The sequence below is a fragment of the Pannonibacter phragmitetus DSM 14782 genome (assembly GCF_000382365.1).
Taxonomy (GTDB): domain Bacteria; phylum Pseudomonadota; class Alphaproteobacteria; order Rhizobiales; family Stappiaceae; genus Pannonibacter; species Pannonibacter phragmitetus.
In genome coordinates this window covers 26,446-52,821 of sequence record NZ_KB908218.1, presented here as the reverse complement: position 1 = coordinate 52,821, position 26,376 = coordinate 26,446, and the positions used below count along the sequence as shown (strand labels likewise).

Annotated in this window: 26 protein-coding genes; 10 read left to right on the top strand and 16 right to left on the bottom strand. The window is 63.0% G+C overall.

Features of this window, described 5'->3' with window-relative positions; genetic code table 11:
* Window positions 1-322: 322 nt before the first annotated feature.
* From H163_RS24350 to rph, 4 genes are all read right to left on the bottom strand, one after another.
* Window positions 323-541 (bottom strand): hypothetical protein, encoded by a 219-nt coding sequence (locus H163_RS24350; protein ID WP_147290374.1) that lies wholly within the window; start codon window positions 539-541, stop codon window positions 323-325.
* A gap of 416 nt (window positions 542-957) precedes the next feature.
* Window positions 958-2,115: a radical SAM family heme chaperone HemW gene (hemW, locus tag H163_RS0108720; RefSeq protein ID WP_019964187.1), complete on the bottom strand. Its 1,158-nt coding sequence runs from the start codon at window positions 2,113-2,115 to the stop codon at window positions 958-960.
* Window positions 2,112-2,753, bottom strand: a complete 642-nt coding sequence (gene rdgB / locus H163_RS0108715; RefSeq protein WP_019964186.1) for an RdgB/HAM1 family non-canonical purine NTP pyrophosphatase — start codon at window positions 2,751-2,753, stop codon at window positions 2,112-2,114. The genes hemW and rdgB overlap by 4 nt, the downstream gene beginning before the upstream one ends.
* A gap of 8 nt (window positions 2,754-2,761) precedes the next feature.
* Entirely contained in the window at window positions 2,762-3,475 is a 714-nt protein-coding gene (gene rph / locus H163_RS0108710; RefSeq protein ID WP_019964185.1) for a ribonuclease PH, read from the bottom strand.
* 196 nt (window positions 3,476-3,671) lie between these two features.
* Here rph and hrcA point away from each other — a divergent pair, with 196 nt between their 5' ends.
* Both hrcA and H163_RS0108700 read left to right on the top strand, forming a co-directional pair.
* Window positions 3,672-4,721, top strand: coding sequence for a heat-inducible transcriptional repressor HrcA (gene hrcA, locus H163_RS0108705; protein WP_019964184.1), 1,050 nt, complete (start codon window positions 3,672-3,674; stop codon window positions 4,719-4,721).
* Window positions 4,722-4,751: 30 nt separating this feature from the next.
* Window positions 4,752-5,558, top strand: coding sequence for a HesA/MoeB/ThiF family protein (locus H163_RS0108700; protein ID WP_019964183.1), 807 nt, complete (start codon window positions 4,752-4,754; stop codon window positions 5,556-5,558).
* A gap of 70 nt (window positions 5,559-5,628) precedes the next feature.
* Here the strand turns inward: H163_RS0108700 and secB are convergent, their stop codons facing one another.
* Window positions 5,629-6,123, bottom strand: coding sequence for a protein-export chaperone SecB (secB, locus tag H163_RS0108695; RefSeq protein ID WP_019964182.1), 495 nt, complete (start codon window positions 6,121-6,123; stop codon window positions 5,629-5,631).
* 181 nt (window positions 6,124-6,304) lie between these two features.
* On the opposite strand from secB, the gene H163_RS0108690 reads away from it, so the two are divergent.
* The 3 genes from H163_RS0108690 (at window position 6,305) to H163_RS22530 (ending at window position 10,307) form a co-directional block, all read left to right on the top strand.
* On the top strand, window positions 6,305-7,663 hold the full coding sequence (locus tag H163_RS0108690; RefSeq protein ID WP_019964181.1) for an ActS/PrrB/RegB family redox-sensitive histidine kinase: 1,359 nt from the start codon (window positions 6,305-6,307) through the stop codon (window positions 7,661-7,663).
* 60 nt (window positions 7,664-7,723) lie between these two features.
* Complete coding sequence (locus tag H163_RS0108685; RefSeq protein WP_019964180.1) at window positions 7,724-8,281, top strand: ActR/PrrA/RegA family redox response regulator transcription factor; 558 nt, start codon at window positions 7,724-7,726, stop codon at window positions 8,279-8,281.
* A gap of 244 nt (window positions 8,282-8,525) precedes the next feature.
* The gene (locus H163_RS22530) at window positions 8,526-10,307 is read left to right on the top strand and encodes a hypothetical protein (protein ID WP_147290375.1); all 1,782 of its coding nucleotides are present in this window, start codon (window positions 8,526-8,528) and stop codon (window positions 10,305-10,307) included.
* Between the two features lie 25 nt (window positions 10,308-10,332).
* Here H163_RS22530 and coaA read toward each other — a convergent pair whose 3' ends face one another.
* From coaA to hisB, 7 genes are all read right to left on the bottom strand, one after another.
* On the bottom strand, window positions 10,333-11,298 hold the full coding sequence (coaA, locus tag H163_RS0108675) for a type I pantothenate kinase (RefSeq protein ID WP_019964178.1): 966 nt from the start codon (window positions 11,296-11,298) through the stop codon (window positions 10,333-10,335).
* Window positions 11,299-11,469: 171 nt separating this feature from the next.
* Window positions 11,470-11,793, bottom strand: a complete 324-nt coding sequence (locus tag H163_RS0108670) for a phosphoribosyl-ATP diphosphatase (RefSeq protein ID WP_019964177.1) — start codon at window positions 11,791-11,793, stop codon at window positions 11,470-11,472.
* 53 nt (window positions 11,794-11,846) lie between these two features.
* On the bottom strand, window positions 11,847-12,626 hold the full coding sequence (gene hisF, locus H163_RS0108665) for an imidazole glycerol phosphate synthase subunit HisF (RefSeq protein ID WP_019964176.1): 780 nt from the start codon (window positions 12,624-12,626) through the stop codon (window positions 11,847-11,849).
* A complete protein-coding gene (gene hisA / locus H163_RS0108660; protein WP_019964175.1) occupies window positions 12,623-13,366 on the bottom strand; it encodes a 1-(5-phosphoribosyl)-5-[(5-phosphoribosylamino)methylideneamino]imidazole-4-carboxamide isomerase in 744 nt (247 codons plus the stop codon). Before hisA ends, hisF begins: the two co-directional genes overlap by 4 nt.
* Before the next feature lie 56 nt (window positions 13,367-13,422).
* Window positions 13,423-14,076: an imidazole glycerol phosphate synthase subunit HisH gene (gene hisH / locus H163_RS0108655; RefSeq protein WP_019964174.1), complete on the bottom strand. Its 654-nt coding sequence runs from the start codon at window positions 14,074-14,076 to the stop codon at window positions 13,423-13,425.
* Window positions 14,073-14,579: a DUF2628 domain-containing protein gene (locus tag H163_RS0108650; protein ID WP_019964173.1), complete on the bottom strand. Its 507-nt coding sequence runs from the start codon at window positions 14,577-14,579 to the stop codon at window positions 14,073-14,075. Before H163_RS0108650 ends, hisH begins: the two co-directional genes overlap by 4 nt.
* Before the next feature lie 12 nt (window positions 14,580-14,591).
* Window positions 14,592-15,185 (bottom strand): imidazoleglycerol-phosphate dehydratase HisB, encoded by a 594-nt coding sequence (hisB, locus tag H163_RS0108645; protein ID WP_019964172.1) that lies wholly within the window; start codon window positions 15,183-15,185, stop codon window positions 14,592-14,594.
* A 212-nt stretch (window positions 15,186-15,397) separates the two neighbouring features.
* On the opposite strand from hisB, the gene pyrF reads away from it, so the two are divergent.
* Entirely contained in the window at window positions 15,398-16,126 is a 729-nt protein-coding gene (pyrF, locus tag H163_RS0108640) for an orotidine-5'-phosphate decarboxylase (RefSeq protein ID WP_019964171.1), read from the top strand.
* Window positions 16,127-16,556: 430 nt separating this feature from the next.
* Here pyrF and H163_RS0108635 read toward each other — a convergent pair whose 3' ends face one another.
* On the bottom strand, window positions 16,557-17,345 hold the full coding sequence (locus H163_RS0108635) for a dioxygenase family protein (protein WP_019964170.1): 789 nt from the start codon (window positions 17,343-17,345) through the stop codon (window positions 16,557-16,559).
* 230 nt (window positions 17,346-17,575) lie between these two features.
* On the opposite strand from H163_RS0108635, the gene dut reads away from it, so the two are divergent.
* The 4 genes from dut to cysK all read left to right on the top strand — a co-directional run bounded on the left by dut (window position 17,576) and on the right by cysK (window position 21,437).
* Entirely contained in the window at window positions 17,576-18,037 is a 462-nt protein-coding gene (dut, locus tag H163_RS0108630; RefSeq protein ID WP_019964169.1) for a dUTP diphosphatase, read from the top strand.
* Between the two features lie 135 nt (window positions 18,038-18,172).
* Window positions 18,173-19,342, top strand: coding sequence for a DNA cytosine methyltransferase (locus H163_RS0108625; RefSeq protein WP_026355636.1), 1,170 nt, complete (start codon window positions 18,173-18,175; stop codon window positions 19,340-19,342).
* Window positions 19,343-19,510: 168 nt separating this feature from the next.
* Window positions 19,511-20,248, top strand: coding sequence for an Eco29kI family restriction endonuclease (locus tag H163_RS23955; protein ID WP_160118243.1), 738 nt, complete (start codon window positions 19,511-19,513; stop codon window positions 20,246-20,248).
* A 226-nt stretch (window positions 20,249-20,474) separates the two neighbouring features.
* Entirely contained in the window at window positions 20,475-21,437 is a 963-nt protein-coding gene (gene cysK / locus H163_RS0108615; protein ID WP_019964166.1) for a cysteine synthase A, read from the top strand.
* Window positions 21,438-21,679: 242 nt separating this feature from the next.
* On the opposite strand, the gene H163_RS0108610 is transcribed toward cysK, so the two are convergent.
* From H163_RS0108610 to H163_RS0108600, 3 genes are all read right to left on the bottom strand, one after another.
* On the bottom strand, window positions 21,680-22,795 hold the full coding sequence (locus H163_RS0108610) for a siderophore-interacting protein (RefSeq protein WP_019964165.1): 1,116 nt from the start codon (window positions 22,793-22,795) through the stop codon (window positions 21,680-21,682).
* The gene (locus H163_RS0108605) at window positions 22,792-24,072 is read right to left on the bottom strand and encodes a RhtX/FptX family siderophore transporter (RefSeq protein WP_019964164.1); all 1,281 of its coding nucleotides are present in this window, start codon (window positions 24,070-24,072) and stop codon (window positions 22,792-22,794) included. Before H163_RS0108605 ends, H163_RS0108610 begins: the two co-directional genes overlap by 4 nt.
* A gap of 61 nt (window positions 24,073-24,133) precedes the next feature.
* On the bottom strand, window positions 24,134-26,344 hold the full coding sequence (locus tag H163_RS0108600; protein WP_019964163.1) for a TonB-dependent receptor: 2,211 nt from the start codon (window positions 26,342-26,344) through the stop codon (window positions 24,134-24,136).
* Between the last annotated feature and the right edge of the window lie 32 nt (window positions 26,345-26,376).

Genomic DNA, 26,376 nt, shown 5'->3' with positions numbered 1-26,376 from the left:
GCATCAATAGCCCCATTGTGAACAGCCTGACATCAACAGGTTGACAGCCCGTGAAGCCAGTTGAGGACCTTGTATCATCCAAAAGACTATTTGCTGCACCGCTGTTGTCGCAGTGCAGCATGAAAATAGAGGGAAATCCTATTTTGCTTAAGGACTTATTGCCGGAGAGTTGAAGCCCCCGGCGGGGCAGTCCCGGTGGCAGGCGGAAGGATCGCCGGTTATCTGGTCTGGTTCCGAAAGGACAACACTGCCTACGACGTAAGGCCCTCGTGCATATATTCCCGATGGGTAGGCCCCGCACATAGCGCGGGGCCGTTGTTCATCAGCCGAACAGATCGCCTTGAAGAGGTTCAATCTCTGGGAATTTTTTTCCCGTATTGATCTCACTTACTCTTCCTTGGTTCATTTCGAGAAGAGCGGCGATTTCGTGCTGATACATACCGGTTTTAAGCAGCGCTTTGATGATCGCAGCTTTTTCCGGTGTAACGGTGGATGATCTCCGCCTGCGCGGAGGCGGTACAACAAAAGGGGGCATATCCATGGCGGATAAACTCCTTGAAATTGCGCCACCGCACTTGTCCCGGAAAGAGGGACACGATATCGTTTTTCCGCGAAAAGGGAGGCTGCCGATATCGGTATCCTTTTCTCCAAGTGACCCGTTTGCGATGGCTAGTTGCTGATGCGGGTCATTTTGATTCTGAGATCGGCGCTGAAGGGTCAGATTTTCAACGCCGATCTCGGATGTCTCTCGATCCATTAAGATCGAAACACACAACCCAAGCTAAGCTATTGCGCGATTATTTTGGAGTCAGATGGGCGGTCGTCCACCTTTTGTCCACAAAGCCGACCATAAAACGATGATTTTGTTGTCTTTTCGCCCTCGTCCATGAGGGGCGATACCTTATAATTTTGGATTAGAACGAGAGTACGACCTCTAACGACAAGAGTACAATCCGCTCAAGCCGCCAGATCTGCCACGACTGCGTCCAGCACGAAAAAGCCGTCGCGGGTGGCGCGGACACGGGTTTCGTCCAGCTTCTCGACCATGCCATGCTCCAGCAGGTCGTTGAGGCGGCGCGGGTCGATGGAGCGGCCGGACAGCCGCTCGTAGCGGCGCATGTCGACGCCTTCGATCAGCCGCAGGCCCATCAGCAGATATTCATCGCCCTGCTCTTCGTCACTCAGCGGCAGGTCTTCCACCATGCCGTGGCCACGCTCCTCCACATGGGCAAGCCATGTTTCCGGGTGGCGCTCGATGGCGGTGGCGCGCTTGGTGGCGCCCAGCGACAGGCGGCCATGGGCACCCGGCCCGACGCCCACATAATCGCCGTAGCGCCAGTAGACGAGGTTATGACGGCATTCCGCGCCCGGGCGGGCGTGGTTGGACACTTCATAGGCCGGAAGGCCGAGATCGGCGGTCAGATCCTGCGTCAGCTCGTAGAATTCGGCGCCCAGATCCGGGTCCGGCACGATCAGCTTGCCCGCCTGATAGAGGTTGAAGAAGGGCGTGCCTTCCTCGATCGTCAGCTGATAGAGCGACAGGTGGTCGGCGGCGAGCTTCACCGCCTGACGCAGTTCCGCCTCCCAGCCGGTCACCGTCTGGCCGGGCCGGGCATAGATGAGGTCGAAGGACAGGCGCGGGAAGGTTTCGCGGGCAATCTCGATGGCCTGCAGCGCTCCGGCCACGTCATGCAGACGGCCCAGCTGGCGCAGGTCCTGATCGTTGAGCGCCTGCACGCCCAGCGATACCCGGTTGACGCCCGCCGCCCGGTAGCCCCGGAAACGCTCGGCCTCGACGCTGGAGGGGTTTGCCTCCAGCGAGATTTCCACGTCCGTATCAATCGCCCAGTGCCGGGCAATCGCCTCCAGAATGCGTTCCACCGTCCGCGGCAGCATCAGCGAGGGCGTGCCGCCGCCAAAGAAGATCGACTGCACCGTCCGGTTGGGCGTCCAGGCGGCAAAATGCGCCAGCTCCCGCTCGAAGGCCGCGACAAAGCGGTCCTGATCGACCGGCTGGTGCCGGACGTGGGAATTGAAGTCGCAATAGGGGCACTTGGCCGCGCAGAAGGGCCAGTGCACATAGATGCCGAAGCCGCCGTCCGGTGTCGTGGTCATTCTTGCTCCAGGCAGGCCTTCGAAAAGGTCACAAAGGCGCGGGCGCGATGCGACAGGGCGGGTGTGGTGGCCGACCAGCCGTGCTTTTCCGCCGAAGTCATCTCGCCGAAGGTGCGCTCATGGCCATCGGGCTGGAACATCGGGTCATAGCCGAAACCCTGCAGCCCGCGCGGCGGCCACACGATCTGGCCTTCCACTTCGCCCCGGAAGAACTCCACATGGCCATCGGGCCAGGCAAGGCACAGCACGGCGACGAAGGACCCGCGCCGGGCTTCCGCCGTCACGGCACCGGCCTGCTGCAGCTTTTCTTCCACATTGCGCATGGCCATGGAGAAATCCTTCTCCGGACCAGCCCAGCGGGCGGAATAGATGCCGGGATCGCCATTGAGGGCAGCCACGCAGAAGCCGCTGTCATCGGCCAGTGACGGCAGGCCGGAGGCTTCCGCCGCTGCGCGGGCCTTCAGCTCCGCATTGGCCTCGAACGTGGTGCCGGTTTCTTCCGGCTCCGGCAGATCCAGCTCGCCGGCAGAAACCACATCGAAGCCATAGGGGCCCAGCAGCTCGCGGATTTCGCGCAGCTTTCCAGCGTTGTGGGTGGCCACGACCAGACGGCCCGGCTCCAGCTTGCGGTGTGCCATGGGGTGCCTCACAGGATGGACATTTTCTGCAGGTCGATCAGGCGGCTGATGCCGCTGCGGGCGAGATCCAGCAGGGCCTTGAACTCTTCCTCGGAGAAGGGGGCGCCTTCCGCCGTGCCCTGGATCTCGACAATGCCGCCAGTGCCGGTCAGCACGAAGTTGGCGTCGGTCTCGGCAGCCGAATCTTCCTCATAATCGAGGTCCAGCACCGGGTTGCCCTTGTAGATGCCGCAGGAGATGGCAGCCACATGATCCTTCAGCACCGGCTTCTTGACGATCTCGCGGGCGCGCATCCATTCGATGCAGTCATGCAGGGCCACCCATGCGCCGGTGATGGCGGCGGTGCGGGTGCCGCCGTCGGCCTGGATCACGTCGCAGTCGATGGAGATCTGGTTCTCGCCGAGGGCTTCCAGATCGACCACGGCGCGCAGCGAGCGGCCGATGAGGCGCTGGATTTCCTGGGTGCGGCCGGACTGCTTGCCGGAGGAGGCCTCGCGGCGCATGCGCGTGCCGGTGGCGCGCGGCAGCATGCCGTACTCGGCCGTCACCCAGCCCTTGTTCTGGCCGCGCAGCCAGGAGGGGACGCGCTCTTCCAGGCTGGCGGTGCACAGGACGTGCGTGTCACCGAATTTCACCAGGCAGGAGCCTTCGGCGTGCTTGGACACACCACGCTCCAGAGTGACGGACCGCAGCTCACCGGCGGCGCGTTTGGACGGACGCATATCTGGCTCCTGACTTGAAAATGGCCGGTGCGGCGCACTGGCCCACAGATCTTTCCGCGCTTGTAGCCCTGAGACCCGAGAGCCGTAAAGGCCTGCTTGCACTCTGCGGCCATTTTGGTCCTATATCTTGCAGAAGAGCCGTGAATTGCCCGAAGCGGGCAGAGCACGAAACCCGGCAGAGGATGAGGTTGGATACGTGAGCCTGACCGATCTGGACAAGCGGTCCCGCGAGATTTTCCGCTCCATCGTAGAGACCTATCTGGACACCGGCGAGCCGGTCGGCTCGCGCAATGTGGCGCGCGGCCTCGGCATGTCGCTGTCACCAGCCTCCGTGCGCAACGTGATGGCCGATCTGGAGCATCTGGGCCTGCTCTATTCCCCGCACACCAGCGCCGGGCGCCTGCCCACCGAAACGGGCCTGCGCTTCTTCATCGACGCGCTGCTGGAGGTGGGTGATCTTTCACAGGAGGAGCGCGAGCGCATCGACGTTCAGGTGCGCGCCTCCAGCCACACCAAGGGCACGATGGAACATGTGCTGACGGAGGCGAGCCAGCTTCTGTCGGGGCTGTCCAGCGGGGCGGGTGTGGTGCTGACCCACAAGCAGGATGTGCGCCTGCGCCAGATCGAGTTCATCCGCATCGAGCCGCTGAAGGCCCTCGCCGTTCTTGTGGCGGAGGATGGTTCGGTGGAGAACCGCATCATCGACCTGCCTGCCGGCCTGCCGCAATCGGCACTGGTGCAGGCGGGCAATTATCTCAATGCCCAGATCCAGGGCCGCACCCTGTCGGATGTGCGCCGCGAGCTGGAGCGCCTGCGCGAAGCCAACCAGGCCGAACTGGACAGCCTGACCCAGAAGATCGTCGAGGCCGGCCTTGCGGTCTGGGCCGGGGAGGGCGGCGAAAGCGACAGGCTGATCGTGCGCGGCCAGTCCAACCTGCTCACCGATGTGGATGTGGCGGAGGATCTGGAGCGGGTGCGCCTGCTGTTCGACGACCTTGAAAACAAGCGCGACCTCATCCAGCTGCTCGGCCTTGCCGAGAAGGGCGACGGGGTACGCATCTTCATCGGCTCGGAAAACAAACTGTTCTCGCTGTCCGGCTCCTCGCTGGTGGTCTCGCCCTACCGGGACCGGGAGCAGCGCATCGTCGGCGTTCTGGGCGTCATCGGTCCCACCCGCCTCAACTATGCCCGTGTGATCCCGATGGTGGATTACACGGCCCGCCTCGTCAGCCGCATGCTCGGCTGACGGGCTTTTCAGACACAGACAGGATCCGTCATGTTTTCTCCCGCAGAGCTGGAGCGCTATGCCCGTCACATCGTGCTGAAGGAGGTGGGCGGGCCGGGCCAGCAGAAGCTGAAGGCCGCGCGCGTTCTCGTCATCGGTGCAGGCGGGCTCGGCGCGCCGGTGCTGCAATATCTGGCGGCGGCGGGTGTGGGCACGCTGGGCATCGTCGATGACGACACGGTGTCGCTCTCCAACCTGCAGCGGCAGGTGATCCATGACACGCAGCATCTGGGCGAGCCGAAGGTGTCGAGCGCGGCCGAAGCGATTGCCCGGCTCAACCCTAATGTGACCGTGGAGCCGCATCCGGTGCGGCTCGCAGGCCACAATGCCATGCAACTGATCCAGCGCTATGATCTCGTCATCGACGGATCAGACAATTTCGCCACCCGCTATCTGGTGTCCGATGCCTGCTTCTTTGCCCGCAAGCCGCTGGTGACAGCTGCCGTGGGGCGCTTCGACACCACCATAACCCTGCTGAAGCCCCATGAAACCGGCGCGGACGGCACGCCCAACCCGACCTACCGCTGCCTCTTCCCGAAGCGTCCGGCGGAGGGCCATCTGCCAACCTGTGCCGAGGCCGGCGTTCTGGGGGCGCTGACGGGTCTTGCGGGGACGCTGCAGGCGCTGGAAGCCATCAAGGAGATCACCGGCATCGGCACCGGCCTGACCGGGCGGCTGCTGATGATCGACACGCTGGCCATGCGCTTCGAGACGATCAACTACCGCCGCTCGCCCGCCAATCCGCTCAACGGCGACAATCCGAAGACCTGGGCGGAGCTGCTGGAAGAGGCGCACTGACCCTTGAAAAGCAAAGGCCGCAGCCCGGAGGGTCTGCGGCCTGAAGCCTTGCCGGAAATGGCTGTCCGGATCAGTTCGGAACCGGAGCCGCTTCCTGGTTCGCCATGTTCTGGCGGTAGAGCTGGGCGAAGTCGATCGGGTCCAGCATCAGCGGCGGGAAGCCGCCGTTTCGGGTCGCATCGGCCAGGATCTGGCGTGCAAACGGGAAGAGCATGCGCGGGCACTCGATCATGACGAAGGGGTGCAGGTGCTCGTTCGGCACGCCGTTGATGCGGAACAGGCCGCCATAGACCAGCTCCACGTTGAACATGACCATGTTCGGGCGCTCGGCCTTGGCGCTCAGGGACAGGACCACATCGAAGTGACCATCGGCGACCGGCTGGGCGCTGACGTTCACCGAGATGTCGAGCTTCGGCTGTTCGCCCTGCTGCAGCGAGCGCGGCGCATTCGGGTTCTCGAAGGACAGGTCCTTGATGTACTGGGCCAGGATGCTGAGGCCCGGTGCTTCGCCGTCCTGTGCATCGCTGCCCTGCGCCGCTGCGCCACCTTCGTTGATGTCCGTCATCTGTCTCGTATCCGTCTTTCAGTTTCAGGCCCGGCAGAATGTTCCGGACCATCAAGCGGCAAGCCGGTGTTCGCTCATCGGTCGCAGAACACCATCTGGACAGGCTGGCTAACACGCGAGCACCTGTTCACACAAGAGGAGAGGACTTGCCACGGCACGGATTTCGGCCCAGTTAGATGCCATGAACGACCCAGTTGAATCCGGTTTCATCCTTTCCCACCGCAGGCTCAGCCTGGATACGCTGGTGCGCCTGCGCTGGCTGGCGGTTGCGGGCCAGACCGTGGCCCTGCTGGTGGTGCAGCTGGGGCTGGGCTATCCGGTGCCTTCCGCACCCGCCTTTGCGCTGGTCGCCTGTTCGGCCTGGCTCAATGTCTTCCTGAAAATCCGCTCGCCTTCCGCCAAACGCCTGCCGGACTGGGCGGCCGCCGGACAGCTGGCCTATGACATCCTGCAGATGAGCGGCCTGCTGTTTTTGACCGGCGGCCTTGGCAATCCCTTCGCCTTCCTGCTGCTGGCGCCAGTGATGGTGTCGGCCACCGGCCTTTCGGGCCGTCTGACGCTGATGCTGGGCCTGCTGGTGACGGTCTGCGCCACGCTGCTGGCCTTCATCCATCTGCCGCTGCCCTGGCCGGAGCCGCATGTCTTCTCGCTGCCGGATGTCTATTCGGTCGGCGTCTGGATGGCGCTTGTCTGTTCTCTCGCCTTCATGGCCGTCTATGCTTTCCGCGTTGCGGTGGAAGCGCGCCAGCTGGCTGATGCGCTGGCCGCCAGCGAGCTGGTTCTGGCGCGCGAGCAGCATCTCAATGCCCTCGACGGCCTTGCCGCTGCCGCCGCCCACGAGCTGGGCACGCCGCTGGCGACGATTTTCCTGACGGCCAAGGAGCTCTCGCGGGAATTTGATGAGGGTGATCCGCGCCGCGAGGATGTGGTGCTGATCCGCGCCCAGGCCGAGCGCTGCCGTGATATCCTGCGCCAGCTGACGACCCTGTCGAGCGACAAGGACCAGCTGTTCCAGCGCATGCCCATGTCGCAGCTGATCGAGGAAGTGGTAGAGCCGCACCGCGGCTTCGGCATCAGCATCAATGTCGACTTTGCCGGCAAGGAGCCGGAGCCGGTGGGTGTGCGCAATCCGGCGATCCGCTATGGCCTCGGCAATCTCCTTGAAAACGCGGTGGATTTTGCAGCCTCCGCCGTTCAGGTGAAAACCTCCTGGGATCACCGGACTGTCCGGATCGAGATCCGCGATGACGGCCCCGGCTTTACCCCGGACGTATTGTCGCGGATCGGCGAGCCCTATATCTCCTCCCGCGCCTCCCGTTCCCAGACCGGTGGAGGCCTTGGACTTGGCTTTTTCATTGCGAAAACTCTGCTGGAGCGAACCGGTGCGCGGCTGATGCTGGAGAACCGCCCGGCCCCTGAGACAGGCGCTCTCGTGCGCATTTCCTGGCCGCGCAGCAGCATTGAAGGCGCGCCGGATATGGACCCGGCGGCTGTTTCTGGCCATATAAAGGACACTATTCACGAGCGAGGGGCTCCGTGAGCGGCCGGACACCATGCTGGCAGCGGAGCTGATCACGTCTGTAAATGCAGGACGGCACCCATGAGTGACACAGAGCTTCGCAAGATCGAGGCGGAAGACAAGAGTCTTCTGCTCGTTGATGACGACAAGGCCTTCAACCAGCGCCTTGCCCGCGCCATGGAAAAGCGCGGGTTCGAGGTGGAAACGGCAGAAAGCGTGCGTGAGGCCGTTGCCAAGGTGGGCGCCCGTGCGCCGGCCTTTGCCGTGGTCGACATGCGCCTTGAAGATGGCAGCGGTCTGGATGTGATCGAGGCAATCCGCGAAAGCCGCCCCGACGCCCGCGCCGTCATCCTCACCGGCTATGGCAACATCGCCACGGCGGTGACGGCGGTGAAGCTCGGCGCCATCGATTATCTCTCCAAGCCCGCCGATGCGGATGAGGTCTTTGCTGCACTGACCCGCGAGGGCGATGAGAAGGCCGTGCCGCCGGAAAACCCCATGTCCGCCGACCGCGTGCGCTGGGAGCATATCCAGCGCGTTTATGAAATGTGCGAGCGCAACGTTTCGGAAACGGCGCGCAGGCTCAACATGCACCGGCGCACGCTGCAGCGGATTCTGGCCAAGCGCGCCCCGCGCTGATGTGAGACCGTGCGGCGCATGAGCAATTTCAAGGCATGATGCGTCAGCATCTCTGAGCCTTGGTGCAAGCCGGGCCGCCAGCCTCGCACCAGATGCAATTGATAGCGCTGGGACAGTTCCGGCGCTTTGGGTGCGGACCCCGGATGAGCAAAATCCCGCCCCAAGTGTTTGCGATATTGCCGTGAGTGGCCCGGCAAGGCTAAAAGCGGCTCGCGCTGGGCTTATCCCGGACGGGTGCGAACGCATGAAGATGAGGGACGACATGGGGTGGATGTTCAGCGGCGGTGCCCGTGGCGCGACGGCCGGACTTCTGACGCTTCTGGCGGCCACGCTACCTGCGCAACCCGTCCTGGCCCAGAGCCTGCCGGAGCAGATCCGGGTGCAGGTCGTCCCGGCCGAGCCGGGCATCCGCTCCATTCTGGTCAACAAGCGTTACCGCCCGATCATCTCCCGCGGCATCGAAGGCGCCGTGGTCGAGACTGTGACGGGTGCCGTCGATCCGTCCACGGTTGGCTGTCAGGTCGAGCTTGAAATCACGCTGGAGAACAGCCGCGTCCTGCGCGAGAGCGCCGATATCTGTGCGTCCGGCGGTGCGGTGACGGTGGATGTGAAGCGGGAGGTTGGCGGCCGTCCGCGCGTCGTTGGCGGTGCAGGCGCCGCCCCGGCGCCGGCCAGCCCCTCGGGTTCCGCCTCGCAGCCAGCTCAAAGCCAGAGCACGCAGGCACCCGCCGCAACGGCTCCTGCGGCGCAAGCGCCCCAAACCCAGGCCCAGACCCAGCCGCAGGTCCAGGCGCCGGCGCAGACGCAGGCACAGCCGCAAACCCAGAGCGGGCCCCAGAGTGAGCCCCAGCCGCAAGCTCAGGCTCCCGTTCAGCAGAACCAGCCTGCGCCGCTGCCGCCGCTGGACAGCCCCGTCCAGCCTGCTGCGCCAGTTGAGCGGGAATGGACGGTCACCGGCACCGAGCTTGGCTCGACGATGGCGCGGCTCGTGCATGGCCCGGCTCAGGGAGCAGATGCAGACTTTTCCGCACGCTGCACGCCGCAGTCCGGCTTCATTACCGTCAGCGTGCCGCAGACCACCGCTCCGGTCTCGCAGGGCAATCCCATCTCTGTGGCGTTGAAGTCGGAAGAGTTCTACACGGGCTATGATGCCACCGGTTCCGACGCGAACAACCCGCAAGGGCGCTCCCTGCCGGAATTCACCGTGGCCGCCACTGATCCCGTCTGGGACGTAATGGCGCGTAAATCCGTGCTGGAGGTGATTGTCGAGGGGGCCGTGACGCCGGTGTCCCTGAAGGGCAGCGCCCGTTCCGTGCGCCTGTTTGCCGCCGCTTGCGCCTTGCCGGACCAGATCGTGGACCCCAACTCCAACCCGGCCATGGCGGGCGGCATGGGAGATCTGGCTTGCGCTGAACTTGGCGGGATCCGTTCGCTTGACGGTGGCTTCCGCGGCCGCATGCTGTTCCGCAATGCCCGGGGCGGACCCATTGATGTGTTCTGGATCGATTATTCCGGCATCCAGCAGTTCTATGCGCGCCTTGAGCCGGGGCAGGTGCTGGACCAGGAATCCATCATCTCCAATGCCTGGCTCGTCACCACAGATGTGGGCCAGTGTCTTGGCATCTATGTCAGCCGCGAGCCGCAGCAGACCGTGGTGATCGGACAGTCGAATGCAGGTCCCATACCCGGTCAGCAAGGCCTGCCGCAGGGTGCCTTCACGCCTGCGCCGCCGGTGCAGCCCATGCAGCCGCAGGCTCCGGGCATGCTGCTGCCGCCCTCACCCATCGGCACTGTCAGCACCACGAACTATGTCTGCACCGCCGGTATCGACCTGCAGGTCGTCTATGACACCGCCCGCGGCGTTGCCATGGTGACCGAGTTCGGGCAGGTCTCCGTCACGCTGCCGCGCGTCAATGGCGGGACAGGCTTCCGGTATGAAGCAAACGGCTATGTCCTCCAGGGACAGCGGGACAACGTCACCTGGTCCCGCCCGGGCCTTTACGACGTCTTCTGCGGGCGGGGGTGAGTTCAGCCCGGCCTTCTCCCGGATTTCAGATGCGCCGCAGGGCGACTTTTGAAATCCGGTGATTGGCATCCTTGGTCAGGATCAGGTCGGCGCGCGGGCGCGTCGGCAGAATGTTTTCCTGCAGGTTCAGCAGGTTGATGTTGGTCCAGATGGTCTTGGCGGTGGCGAGGGCTTCCTCATCCGTAATCCGCGAGTAGCGGTGGAAGTAGGAGCCGGGGTCGCGGAAGGCGGTTTCGCGCAGGTGCATGAAGCGCTCCACGTACCAGGTCTCCAGAATATCCTCCGGCGCGTCGATATAGACCGAGAAGTCGAAGAAATCGGAGACGAAGGGCACGGCGCGGCCATCCTTCGGCAGCTCCCGCGTCTGCAGCACATTCAGCCCTTCGACGATGAGGATGTCCGGCTGGTCGATGGTAACCGAATGCCCCGGCATCACATCATAGTAAAAGTGCGAGTAGAGCGGCGCCCGCACATTGCGCTTGCCTGCCTTGATGTCTGACAGGAAGGTCAGAAGCGCAGTGCGGTCAAAGCTTTCGGGAAAGCCCTTGCGCTGCATCAGGCCCTCGGCTTCCAGCACCGCATTGGGGAAGAGGAACCCGTCGGTGGTGACAAGATCTACCTTCGGGCTTGCCGGCCAGCGGGCCAGCAGCGCCCGCAGGATGCGCGAGGTGGTGGACTTGCCCACCGCCACGGAGCCTGCAACGCCGATGATGAAGGGCGTCTTGCTCTCCGCCACGCCAAGGAAGCGCTTCGTTGCCTGATGCAGGATCAGGGTTGCCTCAGCGTAATAGGCCAGAAGCCGCGACAGCGGCAGATAGATGCTCTCGACCTGCGCCATCGAGATCGGATCATTCAGCGCCCGCAGTTCCGTCACTTCGGCGGAAGTCAGCGTCATCGGTGTATCGGCGCGCAGACGCGACCATTCTGCTTCGGTAAAGACCCTGTACGGCGACAGGTCCATGGTCTCGGGGCGGGTGACAGTCTGGTCCATGGGCGGCTCTGTCCCTGTTGTTCCAAGGGCTTGGGCTTGCATTCGGGCCTTCGGGGTCCGGATGGGTGCTTTATGCCAAGCCTTTCATGACGGGCGCCTCATGCCTTGGAGGGCGCGAGTGCCGTATGGGCTGGCCCCGCCCCGATGAGATTCACTCACCGGATGCCGGATTTAACTGGCAGGCCGCGAGGCTTTTTCCTCAAGGCCGGTCTGACCGGTCCGTGATGCCAGTTCGGCCATGACCTCATCGAGGCTGATGCCGCTGACTTTCAGCACCACCATGAGGTGATACAGAAGGTCCGCAGCTTCGCCCCGGAGGCCGTCCCTGTCACCCTGCACGGCGGCAATGGCGGCTTCCACGGCTTCTTCGCCCAGTTTCTGGGCGCATTTGCCAACGCCTTTGCCGATCAGCTTGCGGGTGTAGGACATGTCATCATCGCTTGCCGCACGGGCCGCTACGATGGCTTCCAGATCGGCCAGAGTGAATGCGGTCATCAGAGCTGTCTTTTCCCGTAACGCGTGAAACTTACACCGGATTTCGCCTGAAATCAGGTATCCATTCGCATAGGTATGCCGGCAGCGGCCATGTGGGCTTTTGCCTCACCGATGCTGTAGGTGCCGAAATGGAAGATCGAGGCAGCCAGAACCGCCGTCGCATGGCCATCGCGCACACCTTCGACGAGATGGTCGAGATTACCAACGCCGCCCGAGGCAATCACCGGCACGGGCACTGCATCGGCAATCGCCCGCGTCAGGGCAATGTTGTAGCCGGACTTGGTGCCGTCCCGGTCCATGGAGGTGACCAGCAGTTCACCAGCGCCCAGCTCCACCACTTTCCGGGCAAATTCCACGGCATCAATGCCGGTGGCGTTGCGCCCGCCATGGGTGAAGATCTCGAAGCGCGGTGCCTCGCCCTCGGCATTCACCTGCTTGGCGTCGATGGAGACAACGATGCACTGGGCCCCGAATTTCTCGGCAGCCTCCCGCACGAAATCCGGGTTCTTCACCGCAGCCGTGTTGATTGACACCTTGTCGGCGCCAGCGATGAGCAGCTTGCGGATATCCTCCACCGTGCGCACGCCGCCGCCGACGGTGACGGGCATGAAGCAGGCCTCCGCCGTGCGCCGCACCACGTCGAAGATCGTGTCCCGGCCCTCGTGGCTGGCGGTGATGTCGAGGAAGCACAGCTCGTCGGCACCAGCGGCATCATAGGCCTTGGCCGCCTCCACCGGGTCTCCGGCATCCACCAGATCAACGAAGTTGACGCCCTTGACGACACGGCCGTCCTTGACGTCGAGACAGGGAATGATGCGGGCCTTGAGGGTCATGCCTTGGTCTCCCTTGCCGCCCGGATCAGGGCCATGGCTTCGGCTGGGTCGAGGCGGCCGTCGTAGAGGGCGCGGCCGGAGATGGCGCCTTCCAGGATGGCGCAGTCCGGCTGCAGCAGGCGCTTGATGTCCTCGATGGAGGCAAGCCCCCCCGAAGCAATGACGGGAATGGACACGGCAGCCGCCAGTTCCAGCGTTGAGGGGATGTTGAGGCCCTTCAGCACGCCGTCCCGGTCGATATCCGTGTAGATGATGGCCGAAACGCCGGCATCCTCGAAGCGTTTGGCAAGATCCACGGCGGTGAGTTCGGAGGTTTCCGCCCAGCCTTCCACCGCCACATGGCCGCCCTTGGCGTCGATGCCGACGGCGACCTTGCCGGGGAACTGGCGGCAGGCCTCGCGCACCAGCTCCGGGTCGCGCACTGCGACGGTGCCGAGGATGACGCGGGTGATGCCCTTGGCCAGCCAGCTTTCGATATGGGCGAGCGTGCGGATGCCGCCGCCCAGCTGCACCGGGTTTTTCGTTGCGCCAAGAATGGCTTCCACCGCCGCGCCGTTGACGCTTTCCCCGGCAAAGGCGCCGTTGAGGTCAACCACGTGCAGATATTCAAAGCCCTGATCTTCAAAGGCCCTGGCCTGCGCTGCCGGATTGTCGTTGAACACGGTGGCCTGGTCCATGTCGCCCAGTTTCAGGCGCACGCACTGGCCGTCCTTGAGGTCGATGGCGGGAAAAAGGATCATTGCAATGTCTCTCTTGCGGCGCCTGCCGCGCCTTGGTCGTGCATGAAAGCCGGGCCTCAGGGCTTCCAGTCAAGGAAGTTGGCAATGAGGCCGAGGCCGAGCCGCTGGCTCTTTTCCGGGTGAAACTGGGTGCCCACCATTGTGTCGCGCGCCACCATCGCGGTGAAGGTGCCGGCATAGTCGAAGGTGGCCAGCCGGTCTTCCGGGCGGGCGCAGGCGAAATGGAAGGAATGGACGAAATAGGCATGCAGCCCGTCCGGCCCGGTGGCCAGCCCCTTGAGAACGGGGTGCGACTGCGGATGCACGCTGATCGTGTTCCAGCCCATGTGCGGGATCTTCAGCGACGGATCAGACGGCTGCATCGCCGTAACATCGCCGTCGATCCAGCCGAGGCCTTCCACCGTTTCGAATTCCAGCCCGCGCGAGGCCATCAGCTGCATGCCGACGCAGATGCCCATGAAGGGTTTGCCCTTGCGGCGCACGCTTTCCTCCAGCGCCTCGCGCATGCCCTCGACGGCCTCAAGCCCGCGGCGGCAATCGGCAAAGGCGCCGACGCCCGGAAGGACGATGCGGTCAGCCTTCAGCACCTGGTCCGGATCGGAGGTGACGATCACATCCGGCACCTTTGCATGATCACGGGCGGCGCGTTCGAAGGCCTTGGCAGCCGAGCGCAGGTTGCCCGAGCCATAGTCAATGATGGCGACAGTCATCTTGCACCTTCTCCTGCGAATCCGGAGCCGGACAGCGTCAGGCCGATCACCTGCTCACGGCCAAAGCGCGGCACGAAGCCCTGCGGCTGCGGGGCAGCCGGTGTGTCCACCGGGCGAGGGGCCGGGCGGTAGGCGTTGAAGAAGCGCAGCTCGGCCTCTTCTCTGTCCTGCCCCGTGACAACGCCGGCAAAGATCCAGCCCTTGCGCTCCAGCGACCAGCGCCGCAGGTTGCCGCTTTCAAGACCGATGAGAATGCCGGTCAGGAAGGCCAGAACGCCGGGGATCGACTGGCTGAAATTCTGCGCAATCAGCTCCAGCACCAGCGAAACGGTGAGATAGGCCAGAAACGGCAGCCACAGCCGGTGCACCAGCATCCAGATGCCGGTGAAGACCAGCGCCGGGGTGGAGAAACCGTCGCGGACGAAAACCGCCCTTTGCGCCATGGCGGGCGTCAGTTCACGCCCCTCCGCCTCCGGCGGCAGCATGACCATGTATGTGCTCATTGCCCTGCCTCCTCAGCCGCCAAGCTGGCCCTTGGTGGTGGGCACGCGGCCCGCCTGGCGCGGGTCGATCTCGATGGCCTTGCGCAGCGAACGCGCCACGGCCTTGAAACAGGTTTCCGCGATATGGTGGCAGTTGCTGCCATAGATGTTGGCGACATGCAGGGTGATGCCCGCATTCATGGCGAAGGCGCGGAAGAATTCCTCGAACAGCTCGGTGTCGAACTCGCCCACCTTGTCGCGGGAAAACTCCACCTGCCAGACGAGGAAGGGCCGGCCGGACACATCCAGCGCGCAGCGCGTCAGCGCCTCGTCCATGGCCAGATGCGTGTCTGCATAGCGGGTGATGCCGGACATGGACCCCAGCGCCTGCGACAGGGCCTGCCCCAGCGCGATGCCGGTGTCCTCCACCGTGTGGTGGAAGTCGATATGGGTGTCGCCCTCGGCGCGCACCTTGATGTCGATCAGCGAATGGCGCGCAAGCTGTTCCAGCATATGGTCGAAGAAGCCGGCGCCCGTCGCCACGTCATAGGCGCCGGTGCCATCGAGATTGATCTCGACGTCAATGCGGGTTTCCTTGGTGTTGCGCGAGATTGCCGCTGTGCGCATCTGTCATCCTTCCATCGGCCAGCCTTACTACCTGCCTGGCGAAACCGCGCCGTTTTAGCAGGCGGTGCCAATCATTGAAACACAAATGGGCAATCTGGCCAGAGACTTCTTTGCCAGATCATCGAAGCCGGGGAGTTGCGCGGTTCTGGCGTTGCTGCAACGGGCCTGCTAGGAAGCGGCAACGCCTCACGCCACCATGAAAGGAAACCCGGATGGCCGCCTCCAGCCGCTTTGCCCCCAAGTCCGCCACTCACCGCCTGATGCTGCCGCTGGATGTGCCCACGGTTGAGGAGGCGCGGGCGCTGATTGCGGCGACGAAGGGCGCCGTCGGGGTCTACAAGATCGGCATGGAGCTGCAGTTTGCAGGCGGGCTGAGGCTCGCCGAAGAGCTGGCGGGCGAGGGCATCGAGGTGTTCCTCGACGTGAAGCTGCTCGACATCGACAACACCATTGCCAGCGCCGTGCGCAACATCGCCCGCATGGGCGTGCGCTTCGTCACGCTGCATGCCTACCCCAAGACCATGCGCGCCGCCGTCGCCGCCTTGCAGGAAACGGATGCCGGGGATCTCTGCCTGCTCGGCGTCACGGTTCTGACCTCCATGGACGAGGAGGATCTGGTGGCGGCCGGTTATCGCGGGCCGGTGGCGGGCCTTGTCGAGGCACGCGCCGGGGATGCACGGGCCGCCGGCATGGGCGGCATCGTCTGCTCGCCGCTGGAAGCAGGCCTTGTGCGCAAGGCTGTGGGCGGCGAGCTGGTGGTGGTGACGCCCGGCGTGCGGCCCGCCGGCAGCGACAAGGGCGACCAGAAACGCGTGATGACGCCGGGCGATGCCATCCGCGCCGGGTCCGACTATCTCGTTATCGGCCGCCCCATCAGCCGCGCCGCCGACCCCCGCCGCGCCGCAGAGGCCATCGCCGCGGAGATCGAAGCGGCGCTGTGAGGCGGGGCCCTATTCTCTGCGTCATCCGGTTTGCCGCAAAGCGGCAAGACCGGGATCTAGTAACCCCGGCGGAAATGATCGCAGATCCCGGGGATACTGGATCCCCACCTTCGTGGGGATGACGAGGCGGGAAAGCCCGCAGTCTGATTGCCCAAGCACGGCGTTTCAGTCCCCCTCCCCCTTGAGGGGAGGGGTGAGGGGTGGGGGTAACAGGCTGAAAACACGGGGTGTTTTCATTGAAGCTACCCTGTGCTGAGACAAGTTCCTGTCAAGCAGCGCTCCTGCGTGAAGACCCCCACCCCTACCCCCTCCCCTCAAGGGGGAGGGGAAAAGAGAGGCTTCAGCCAGAGCGGTAAGACTCTGAAACTGCTCGTTTTTCCGGCGCAAGGTAGCAAAGCCCCTCAAAGCCTCAGGGCAGGTACCACATCCCCTAAGCTGCTTTTCCGAACCGGTAGTAGGACATGGACAGGGTGCCGTATTCGTAGGTGCGGTGAAGCAGCTCGCCTCTGGCGCCCTTGCCGCCCCCGCCAAGCGCGAAGAACACGGGCAGAAGGTGCTCCTCCCTCGGGTGCGCCATCCGGTAGCCGGGGGCGGCGTCGAGATCCGTGATCCGCTCCGCTTCGCCGGTGAGAAGTCCCTGATCCAGCCAGGCGTCAAAGGCCTTGGCCCAGTCCGGCGTGGGGCTGTTCTGCGGCATCAGCTGGCGCAGGTTGTGGGTGGTGCTGCCGGTGGCAATGATCAGCACGCCGCTGTCCTGCAACCCGCTCAGCGCCTCGCCCAGCTCCAGCAGCTCCTGCGGGCCGTAGCTGAGCGGCAGGGAGAGGGCGACGACCGGAATATCCGCCTGCGGATAGGCGAGAGAAAGCGGCACCCAGGCGCCGTGATCCAGCCCCCATGTGGGGTCGACCTCTGCCTCGATGCCTGCGGCGCTCAGCTTGTCCATCACCTCGCCGGTCACATCTTCCGGGGCGCTGGCCGGATACTGGATCTCGAACAGGGCACGGGGAAAGCCGCCGAAATCATGGATGGTGCGCAGCGGGCCGGGGGCGGAAACCCGGAGGCCCTCCGTCTCCCAGTGGGGCGACAGCACCACGATGGCACGCGGGCGCGGCAGGCTGGGCCCCAGCGCCTTCAGAAACCGGTGCGCGGCGCTGTCGGCAATCGCCAGCATGGGCGAGCCATGGGCCAGAAACAGCGGTTCAAATCCTGTGGCAGACATGTGATCCCTCCAAAGGACACAGGGGTGTCGATCTTGGGTCTGAGAATAGGAATGTTTCCGCCGTGAATAAAGAGGCGCAAATGCGACGGATCGTTCACCTCAGAGACACAGAAGCCGTGTCTCTGATCCCGCGCCGTGCCGCATGACCTGTTGACCGCAGGCCGCAAGGCTTGCGCTGGGCCGCCAATGCTGACAGCAAGAGGGCCGTATTTCCTTCAAGGAGAATTGCCATGTCCGTTCCTGCCTCCGTCACCGTTGAACTGCTGCGCCTTGAGCATGGCACAGACCTGCCGCTGCCCGCCTATCAGAGCGCTGATGCAGCCGGGTTTGATCTGATGGCGGCGGTGAGCGAAGATCTGGTGCTGCAGCCGGGCAAGAGGGCGATGGTGCCGACCGGCCTTGCCATGGCCATCCCGCGCGGCTTCGAAGGCCAGGTCCGCCCCCGCTCCGGCCTTGCCGCCAAGAACGGCATCACGGTTCTGAACTCCCCCGGCACGGTGGATGCGGATTATCGCGGCGAGGTGAAGGTCATCCTGATCAACCACGGCGACGAGCCCTTCACCATCACCCGCGGGTTGCGCATCGCCCAGATGATCATCGCCCCGGCCATGCAAGCCGCCCTGACCGAAGTCACCACCCTCGACGCCACCCAGCGCGGCGCTGGCGGGTTTGGGTCGACTGGGGTGGGGTGATTTCGAAGACCGCTACCAATCATCAACACCTAAGCTACAACCTCGCTCGCCATCGATTCGCTCTTTCGTGCGACACCGGAATCGTTGTATTGTCCACAGAAACAAAGAGAGAACAAGTCTGGCTAGGGATATATCATGCAGGCAGTTGAGCTATTCGCCGGAGCTGGCGGATTAGGTATTGGTATTTCAAGAGCTGGTTTTCGTCCTCAACGCATCGTTGAATGGAACCGCCATTGTCAAGCCACGCTCAAGGAAAATACCCTGAGTAAGCAATCCGAGGCTGTTCATTGGCCAATCCACGTAGATAGTGATGTAAGAGAGGTTGATTTCCGTGACCTCGAAGGAAAGCTAGACCTTGTCTCAGGTGGGCCACCTTGCCAGCCGTTTTCCTTGGGTGGAAGGCACCAAGCTCATGCCGATGACCGCGATATGTTTCCAGAAGCCGTTCGAGCTATTCGCGAAGCCAAACCTCGGGCCTTTATCTTCGAGAACGTTCGCGGTCTTACGCGACAGAGCTTCCGAAACTACTTTGAATACATTCGGCTACAGATGCAGTATCCAGAGCTGACTTCTCGGAAGGACGAGGACTGGGCCGAGCACTTGAGCCGTCTGGAGCGTCATCACAACAGCAAGCGCGGCAATCGGGGCCTGGAATATACGCTGCTAACTGAAGTCCTGAACGCGGCTAATTTTGGTGTCCCGCAGAAACGTGAGCGAGTGTTTTTCGTAGGGTTCCGAAACGACGTGAAGTCAGGATGGACGTTCCCAACACAAACCCATTCATACGAAGCTCTATTGCATGATCAAATCCATGGCACCTACTTTGATCGGCATAAGGTCCGGAAACGTGATCAACTGGTCTCGGAAAAGGCAAAGACGCGCATTCTTCGCGCCGAGGGAATGTGCCAGGGAATGCTGCCTTGGAGAACAGTCAGAGACGCGATTCACGATTTACCTGACCCTGAGCGCAATCCGACATTGGCTTCGCGACATGATGCCCATAGGTTGCAGCCTGGCGCGCGAGCGTATCCAGGGCATACGGGGAGTCCTCTCGACGAGCCTGCAAAAACGCTCAAAGCCGGCGTTCATGGCGTTCCGGGTGGTGAGAATATGCTGGCTAGGCCAGATGGCTCAGTCAGGTACTTCACCGTGCGTGAGAGCGCGCGCCTGCAAACCTTTCCTGATAACTACAAAATTGAAGGCGTCTGGTCGGAAGCTATGAGACAACTTGGGAATGCGGTCCCCGTCACCCTTGCGGAGACAATAGCAAGAAGTGTTGCCGCATCTCTGTCTAAGAAGGTTTAAAGGACCAGCATGGCAAGAAAGCCGTCGAATCCAATGCTGCAGAGAGCCCAGGACGTTCAGACAGAAATCGAACGACTCGTGGCGGAAGCAAAGGACACGCATCACGGACCGGGTTTCTCAGCGCCCGCTCGCAATAAGCTCACTGGGCGACTGCTGGAAATGCAGAGAATGCTTGAACAGGTTGTGAGAGAAATTGATCCTGTTCAGCTGCCTTTATCGTTCTTCGATCCTACCGAGCCAAGCCTCATCGGAAGGTTCATATCAATTGCCTTAGTCGCCCAACCACGCCAGCGATTAGAGGACTTGAAAGGTTTCTATGGCGCGGGTGTGTATGCGCTCTATTACGTCGGTGACTTTACGCCGTATGCGCCCGTCTCTCGCACGGAGACGCCGATATACGTCGGTAAGGCTGACCCGGAAGGAAATCCAAAATCGCCTGTTGATCAGGGAACCAAGCTCTTTGATCGATTAAAGGAACATCGCAAGAGCATTCGAAAAGTAGAAGGGATCGATAGCAACCATTTCGAATGCCGATATCTTGCTGTTCAAAGCGGATACCAGGCCGCTGCGGAGCGTCATCTAATCAGCTTATTTAAGCCGCTATGGAATAACGAAACGAAGATATTGTTCGGAATCGGAAAACATGGCGACTCTGCTGAAACTCGTACGAACAATAAATCACCCTGGGATACTCTTCATCCGGGCAGAGAATGGGCTAAGGGTAATCCTGAGGCTGTGAGCCGGGACGCAATTGTCGCGCGCGTGGAACGCCATTTTACTACAGCAACTGTATTTGCCACGGTCGACAGTGTGCTTGAAGCGTTCCTAAACGATTTGAGAAGAACTAACGATCTGGTACCCCCCTCCGAATTGGATAGCAGTGGCATTGTGGCAGAATCATCATAGAAGCTCAGACGAACTCCCAAGAAGTATCAACGTGGTTGCCTCCACCTCCCAGCCAATGCCCTCCCCCCTCCTCCCCGCGCTTTGGCACAACTTTCCTTATTCCTCAGGCTTTTGAGCATGAGAGCACTCGATTCCGGCGCGAATTGTTCCTAGGTTAGGGTCAGAATTCCGACAAAAGAACAGGTGCCCCGCATCACGGTGCCGGGGGCCAGGACGGGAGATGAGAATGACCGACAGGAAGCCGGGCCGCGGCCGGATTTACAGCTCGATCACCGAAACCATCGGCGACACGCCGCTTGTGCGGCTGGACCGCCTTGCGGAAAAGCACGGGGTGAAGGCCACTCTGCTGGGCAAGCTGGAGTTCTTCAACCCGATTTCCAGCGTCAAGGACCGTATCGGCGTGGCCATGATCGAGGCGATGGAAGCTGCTGGCCAGATCCAGCCGGGCAAGACCACGCTGGTGGAGCCGACCTCCGGCAACACCGGCATTGCGCTGGCCTTCGTGGCCGCCGCCAAGGGCTACCGGCTGATCCTCGTCATGCCGGAGACCATGTCCGTCGAGCGGCGCAAGATGTTCAAGATCCTCGGCGCCGAGCTGGAGCTGACGGAAGGGCCAAAGGGCATGAAGGGCGCCATTGCCCGTGCGCAGGAGCTGGTCAGCGAGATCCCCGGCGCGGTGATGCCGCAGCAGTTCGAGAACCCGGCCAACCCGGAGATCCACCGCCGCACAACGGCGGAAGAGATCTGGAACGATACGGACGGCGAGGTGGATGTGTTCGTCTCCGGCATCGGCACGGGCGGCACCATCACCGGCGTGTCGCAGGTGCTGAAGAGCCGCAAGCCGGGCCTGCATGTGGTGGCGGTGGAGCCGGCCGACAGCCCGGTCCTGTCCGGCGGCAACCCCGGCCCGCACAAGATCCAGGGCATTGGCGCCGGTTTCGTGCCGGGCGTGCTGGACACGTCGGTCTTTGACGAAATCGTCAAGGTGACCAATGACGAGGCCTTCGCCACGGCCCGTGAAGTGGCCCGCACCGAGGGCGTGCCGGTGGGCATTTCCTCCGGCGCGGCGCTGACGGCCGCCATCAAGGTTGGCCAGCGCGACGGGATGGCGGGCAAGACCATCGTCGTCATCATCCCGTCCTTTGCCGAGCGCTATCTCTCCACGGCGCTGTTTGAAGGTCTGGAGTGAGACACGGCTGCAACGGCCAGGCGTAACAAAGCCCCGGCGGATGCTGCATCCGCCGGGGCTTTTGTTTGGGATAGAGGCCCATCCCTTTCCTCCGTCTTGCCATGACTTGATCATGGCATCCATGCCCTTGCCAACCGGCAGGCCTGAGCAGGTGGAGGTGTCACGGAATGGATGCCATGGTCGGGCCATGGCAAGACGAAACTAATGGATGTCAGGCTTTCTGGTAAATCCCCCCCTGACGCTTACCTCTCCATCCCGGTCTTGCCCTTCGTCCAGTAGGCAATCGCATATTGATCGCCCTTGCCGAGGCTGAACTCCTTGCGGAACAGGGGGCGCAGGTGCTGGGCGGTTTGCTGTTCGCCGGCGAACCAGGCAAAGGCAGGCTTCGTGCCCGCAAAGACCGTGCGGATGGTCTGTTCCAGATCCGCATCGAAACTTTCCGGGGCAAGGCCATGCACGGTCAGGCCGAGGCGGGCAACCTCTGCGGCGGGAAGATAGGCCAGCGCCTCCTCATCCGTGCCGAGCCCGAGGATCACATGCCCGCCGCCGGAAACGGGGGTGCCTTCCCGGTCCATATCTTCGGCCAGTGCCTCGATCATGCGGGCTGCAGCGGGCGCGCCGGTGCCATCTGCGGCGATCAGCAGCGGGCCTTGCAAGGGCGGATGCTGGAAACCCGAGGGGCCGAGCAGACCGATCACATCGCCCTCGCGGCAGGCCTCGGCCCAGTCAGAGACGGCGCCGCCCGCATGGCGGACAACGTCGATATCGATCTCGCCGGCCTGCTTGCGGGTGTCCTTGATGGTGTAATAGCGCATGTGCAGCCCGTCCGGCCCTTCAGGCAGAATCAGTGCACCATTGGCGGCAAGCCGGGGCCAGACAGGGGCGCGGCCTTCCGGCGGCAGCAGCAGTTTCACATGAATCCCGTCGCTGCCGAAGCGCTCCATCCCCTCCACCTTGAAGGTGAGGCGGAGCAGCACAGGGCTGAGCGCCACCTTCTTCAGCACCGTCAGCTCGTGGAAATAGGGCGGGGCCACCTCGTCATCGCGCGGGCCATCGTCTGACCAGCGCAAGGCGGCGGTCGTGCCGGGCTGCAGCTCTTCGAGATGCTCCATCAGCCATTGCTTCAACCGGTGCAGCGGAACCAGCCCGTTTGCCTGTACCGTGATGCGCAGCCCTTCGCCCTCATGAACGGTGAGGCCAACGGTGTTGGGGTCAAGGTTCAGCACCACTTCCTCCGGGGAGGGGCGGGCAATGTCCATGCCGTTGCGGAGCATTTCGGACATGAGCGTTTCCAGCAGCGCTGCAGGCGCGCCGCTGGGAAGCGTGGTGAAGGCAATCAGAGGGGCGGGGCCGTTCATGGGCGGACTTCCTCAAACATCGGCGGGGCGGGCTTGCGGCGCAGGAGTGTTGCTGTCAGCAGCACGGCAAGGCCGGACAGGGCCGTGGACAGGGTGAAGAGGGTGCCATAGCCGAGCTTGTCCGCCAGCACACCCGAAACGCTGGCTCCGGCCAGATAGACCACCAGCTGGGCGCAGGCGAGGATGGTGAAATCCGTGCCCGGCTGATCCTTTGAAGCGACGGACATGAACAGCGAATAAAGCACCACGATTTCCATGTAGCGGATCAGCGTCTGGAAGGCGGCGGCGCCCATGACGGTGTAGATGCTGCTGGAAAGGCCGAGCGCATGGACCATGAACATCAGGAAGCAGATGGTCCTGAGGCCGCCCAGCGTGATCAGCGCGGTACGGGTGCCCTGCCAGCGCATGAGACCCACGGCGACCACGGAACCGAGAAGACCGGCCGTTGCCGCCGAAGCTCCCGACAGATAACCGATCCAGGACAGCGGCAGCTTGATATCAACGAGATAAGACCCTTCCATCGCCTTGACGAGACCTTCGCTGGCCCGGAACACCAGCGCCACGATGAGGATCTGCACGGCCTCCGGACGGCGGAAAAAGGCACGGAGCGAGGGCCGGGGCGGGGGAGCGGAGCGTTCGCCTGTGTGGGCGGTGCGGTCCTCGTCCTCGTCCTCCTCCATCATCACGGTCATGGCGAGGGGAATGAGGGACAGGGCGGCGACGAAGAGCAGTGTCGGCTGCCAGCCCCATTTTTCGAACAGGAACAGCGACAGGCTGCCGCCGATGACGACGCCGAAGGCGACTGCCCCGCCCTGGCAGGCGTTGCCGATGCCCCGGTCCGCTTCCGTCAGCTTCTGCGTGGCATAGCCGTCCGTGGCGATGTCCTGGGTCGACATGGCAACGGAAATGACCGTGCAGATGACGAAAAGACTGACCACATCCGTGGGCTGGATGAAGGCCATGGCGAAAAGGGCGGCCGAACTGGCCAGCTGCATCGGCACGATCCAGCCGCGCCTGTGGCCGATGGGCAAGAGGCGGATCCGGTCGACGAAGGGCGCCCAGGCGAATTTCACCACCAGCGGCAGCATCAGAAGCGAGAAAAGCCCGATGGCCGTACGCGAAACGCCCTGCTCGCGCAGAACGGGCGGCAGGGCGGCGGCGATCAGATAGGTGGGAATGCCTTGCGCCAGATAGAGCCCGGCCAGCGTCACATAAAGACGGACACGGCTTTTCTCTTCTGGCGCTGTCTGGCTTTGGGGCGCTGGTGCATCCCGCATGGCACTGGTCTTTCCGGAAAAAAGGCAAGCCTCCCGCAATCGCTTGCGGGAGGCCTCAGGATCAGAAGGTCACGCGGTAGGTGAGGGCAACCGTACGGCCAAGGCCCGAGATCTCCGCGCCGCGGACGGCGCTGGCTGTCGGGTTGACATATTCCGTGTCGAAGACATTGCGCACACCAAGTGACAGCTTGCCCGCTTTGCCCATGTCCTTCGAAACGCCCATGTGCACCAAGGTAACGGCTGGCAGGTGCTGGCTCGTCTGCTTGCGTCCGGACAGATGCTCGATCTCGGCGCGGGCCATGATGTCGTGAATGAAGCGCATCTCACCATAGACATTGAACTTGACGTTGTTGGGGATGCGGTTGTTCGGCATGTATTCGCCTGCATCAATACGGCCGTTGCCATTGGCGTCATACTTGCCTTCCACGTAGGAGAAGACGGTGCCGATGGTCACGTTGTCCCAGACGTCCGCCTCGGCGCTGGCTTCCAGGCCCCAGATCTTCTCCTTCTGCTGGGAGACCTGATTGGTGGTCACGTTGTAGGAGACGCCATCATCCGAGGTGGAGACATAGGCGCTCGCCGTGCCGCGGAAGCGGCCCCAGTCGCCGCGCAGGCCACCTTCGTAGGTGTTCACCAGCTGCGGCTTGGGCGCAATCGACGCATAGCTGATGGTCAGCGACGGCGTGCCGGAGCAGCCGAAGGCGCGGGCAAGCGAGCCATAGGCGGCACAGATCTCGCCGGTGGTGTTAACGCCGGCACGGCGGGTAAAGCCACCGATGTCGGTCAGCGAGTAACCTTGCGAGAAGTTCGCGAAGGCCTGGGCTTCCTGCGTCAGATCAAACACCGCGCCGATGTTGTAGGTCGGCGAGTTGTACTCGAAGCTGCCACCCCGGACATTGATTGCAGGCCAGAGCGTATAGGCCGTGGGTGAGCGGTACTGCACCGCTGCGGGGCGGTTGAAATCCTTCACGTCCAGATAGAACTGATCAAACCTTGCCCCGCCCTGAAGGGTCAGACGGTCGGTGACGGGCACTTCCATCTGCGCAAAGGCGCCAATCTGGTTCTGCGTCATCGGGGAAATGACCGTTGTTCCATCGGTCAGCTCCTGTGTCGTCTGGTCATAGGTGTAATCCAGACCCCAGGTCAGATTGGCACCCTGACGCAGCCAGTCGATCGGGCTGTTCACGGTCGCGCTGACACCGGCACGGTCGCTCTTGAGGACGCTCTGGTTGAACCGCGAGGTCGGGCTGGCCGGATTGCCGGAATAATAGACAATGGAATTGACGGCCGAGAGCGTGTTGAACGGGCTTTGCTTCTCGATGGAATTGTAGAAAGCCTTCAGTTCCAGCTTGCCCAGCAGAAAATCATTCTCGGTGAACTTGCCGGTCAGATACTTGGAATCTTCCTTCAGCGGATCGCTGACATAAGGCGACCGGAAGTCGGGCGAAACGGGCGTGGTGGTGTAGTTGGTCAGCCAGTCGGGCTTCTGCTCCAGATAGGTCCAGTCGAAGCTGAGATCGAAGCGGCGGCTTTCGTTCTCATAGCCGAGCCCTGTGAACAGGTTGCCCTGCTTCGTCCGGTCGGCGCCACCCTGGCCGAGCATGGCGTCGGAAGCCATCTCCTTGCCACGGCCGTCATAGGCCTTGCGCGTCATGTCGCCGGAGAGGGAGAAGAAATAGTCGAACTGCCGGATACGGCCTTCCACGTTCGCACTGACCGAGGGGGCGATGGAGTTGCCCACATCCTGCGTATAGGCACTGGCCTGCGTCGTGATGGTCGTGCGGATGCCCTCTTCCGCACCGCGCTTGGTGATGAAGTTGATGGTGCCGCCGGTCGCGCCCGCGCCATAAAGGCTGGATGCGCCATTCACCACTTCAATGCGCTCGACCGTGTTGAGGTCGATCATCGACAGGATGCGGGAGTTGTCACGCAGCGGCGTGTTGCGCGGTACGCCATCCACCATGATCAGCACTTCACGGCCACGGAAGGTTTCCGAAGCGCCGGAGAGGGTCTGGTTCGAAGGCGCAAAGCCAGGCACCAGACGGGAGATGAGATCTGCTGCATCCGTCGAGCCAAAGTTGGTATTCTCGATCTGCTCCCGGTCGATCACGACCACCGACTGTGCCAGCGTGCTGACCGCACTTTCACTGCGCCCCGCAGTGATGACGATCTTGTCGAGGGTGGACGTCTTCTGCGCGGTGTCATCCTGCGCCAGTGCCGGAAATGCTGCGATGAGCGCCGTCGTTGTCAGCGCAAGTGTCTTGAAATGCATGGCCTGCCACCTGTTGCATGTGCGGTTGAAGT

Coding starts and splice junctions, on each gene's coding strand:
- H163_RS24350 (WP_147290374.1), bottom strand. CDS start 541: ATGGATATGCCCCCTTTTGTTGTACCGCCTCCGCGCAGGCGGAGATCA.
- hemW (WP_019964187.1), bottom strand. CDS start 2,115: ATGACCACGACACCGGACGGCGGCTTCGGCATCTATGTGCACTGGCCC.
- rdgB (WP_019964186.1), bottom strand. CDS start 2,753: ATGGCACACCGCAAGCTGGAGCCGGGCCGTCTGGTCGTGGCCACCCAC.
- rph (WP_019964185.1), bottom strand. CDS start 3,475: ATGCGTCCGTCCAAACGCGCCGCCGGTGAGCTGCGGTCCGTCACTCTG.
- H163_RS0108700 (WP_019964183.1), top strand. CDS start 4,752: ATGTTTTCTCCCGCAGAGCTGGAGCGCTATGCCCGTCACATCGTGCTG.
- secB (WP_019964182.1), bottom strand. CDS start 6,123: ATGACGGACATCAACGAAGGTGGCGCAGCGGCGCAGGGCAGCGATGCA.
- H163_RS0108690 (WP_019964181.1), top strand. CDS start 6,305: ATGAACGACCCAGTTGAATCCGGTTTCATCCTTTCCCACCGCAGGCTC.
- H163_RS0108685 (WP_019964180.1), top strand. CDS start 7,724: ATGAGTGACACAGAGCTTCGCAAGATCGAGGCGGAAGACAAGAGTCTT.
- H163_RS22530 (WP_147290375.1), top strand. CDS start 8,526: ATGAAGATGAGGGACGACATGGGGTGGATGTTCAGCGGCGGTGCCCGT.
- coaA (WP_019964178.1), bottom strand. CDS start 11,298: ATGGACCAGACTGTCACCCGCCCCGAGACCATGGACCTGTCGCCGTAC.
- H163_RS0108670 (WP_019964177.1), bottom strand. CDS start 11,793: ATGACCGCATTCACTCTGGCCGATCTGGAAGCCATCGTAGCGGCCCGT.
- hisF (WP_019964176.1), bottom strand. CDS start 12,626: ATGACCCTCAAGGCCCGCATCATTCCCTGTCTCGACGTCAAGGACGGC.
- hisA (WP_019964175.1), bottom strand. CDS start 13,366: ATGATCCTTTTTCCCGCCATCGACCTCAAGGACGGCCAGTGCGTGCGC.
- hisH (WP_019964174.1), bottom strand. CDS start 14,076: ATGACTGTCGCCATCATTGACTATGGCTCGGGCAACCTGCGCTCGGCT.
- H163_RS0108650 (WP_019964173.1), bottom strand. CDS start 14,579: ATGAGCACATACATGGTCATGCTGCCGCCGGAGGCGGAGGGGCGTGAA.
- hisB (WP_019964172.1), bottom strand. CDS start 15,185: ATGCGCACAGCGGCAATCTCGCGCAACACCAAGGAAACCCGCATTGAC.
- pyrF (WP_019964171.1), top strand. CDS start 15,398: ATGGCCGCCTCCAGCCGCTTTGCCCCCAAGTCCGCCACTCACCGCCTG.
- H163_RS0108635 (WP_019964170.1), bottom strand. CDS start 17,345: ATGTCTGCCACAGGATTTGAACCGCTGTTTCTGGCCCATGGCTCGCCC.
- dut (WP_019964169.1), top strand. CDS start 17,576: ATGTCCGTTCCTGCCTCCGTCACCGTTGAACTGCTGCGCCTTGAGCAT.
- H163_RS0108625 (WP_026355636.1), top strand. CDS start 18,173: ATGCAGGCAGTTGAGCTATTCGCCGGAGCTGGCGGATTAGGTATTGGT.
- H163_RS23955 (WP_160118243.1), top strand. CDS start 19,511: ATGCTTGAACAGGTTGTGAGAGAAATTGATCCTGTTCAGCTGCCTTTA.
- cysK (WP_019964166.1), top strand. CDS start 20,475: ATGACCGACAGGAAGCCGGGCCGCGGCCGGATTTACAGCTCGATCACC.
- H163_RS0108610 (WP_019964165.1), bottom strand. CDS start 22,795: ATGAACGGCCCCGCCCCTCTGATTGCCTTCACCACGCTTCCCAGCGGC.
- H163_RS0108605 (WP_019964164.1), bottom strand. CDS start 24,072: ATGCGGGATGCACCAGCGCCCCAAAGCCAGACAGCGCCAGAAGAGAAA.
- H163_RS0108600 (WP_019964163.1), bottom strand. CDS start 26,344: ATGCATTTCAAGACACTTGCGCTGACAACGACGGCGCTCATCGCAGCA.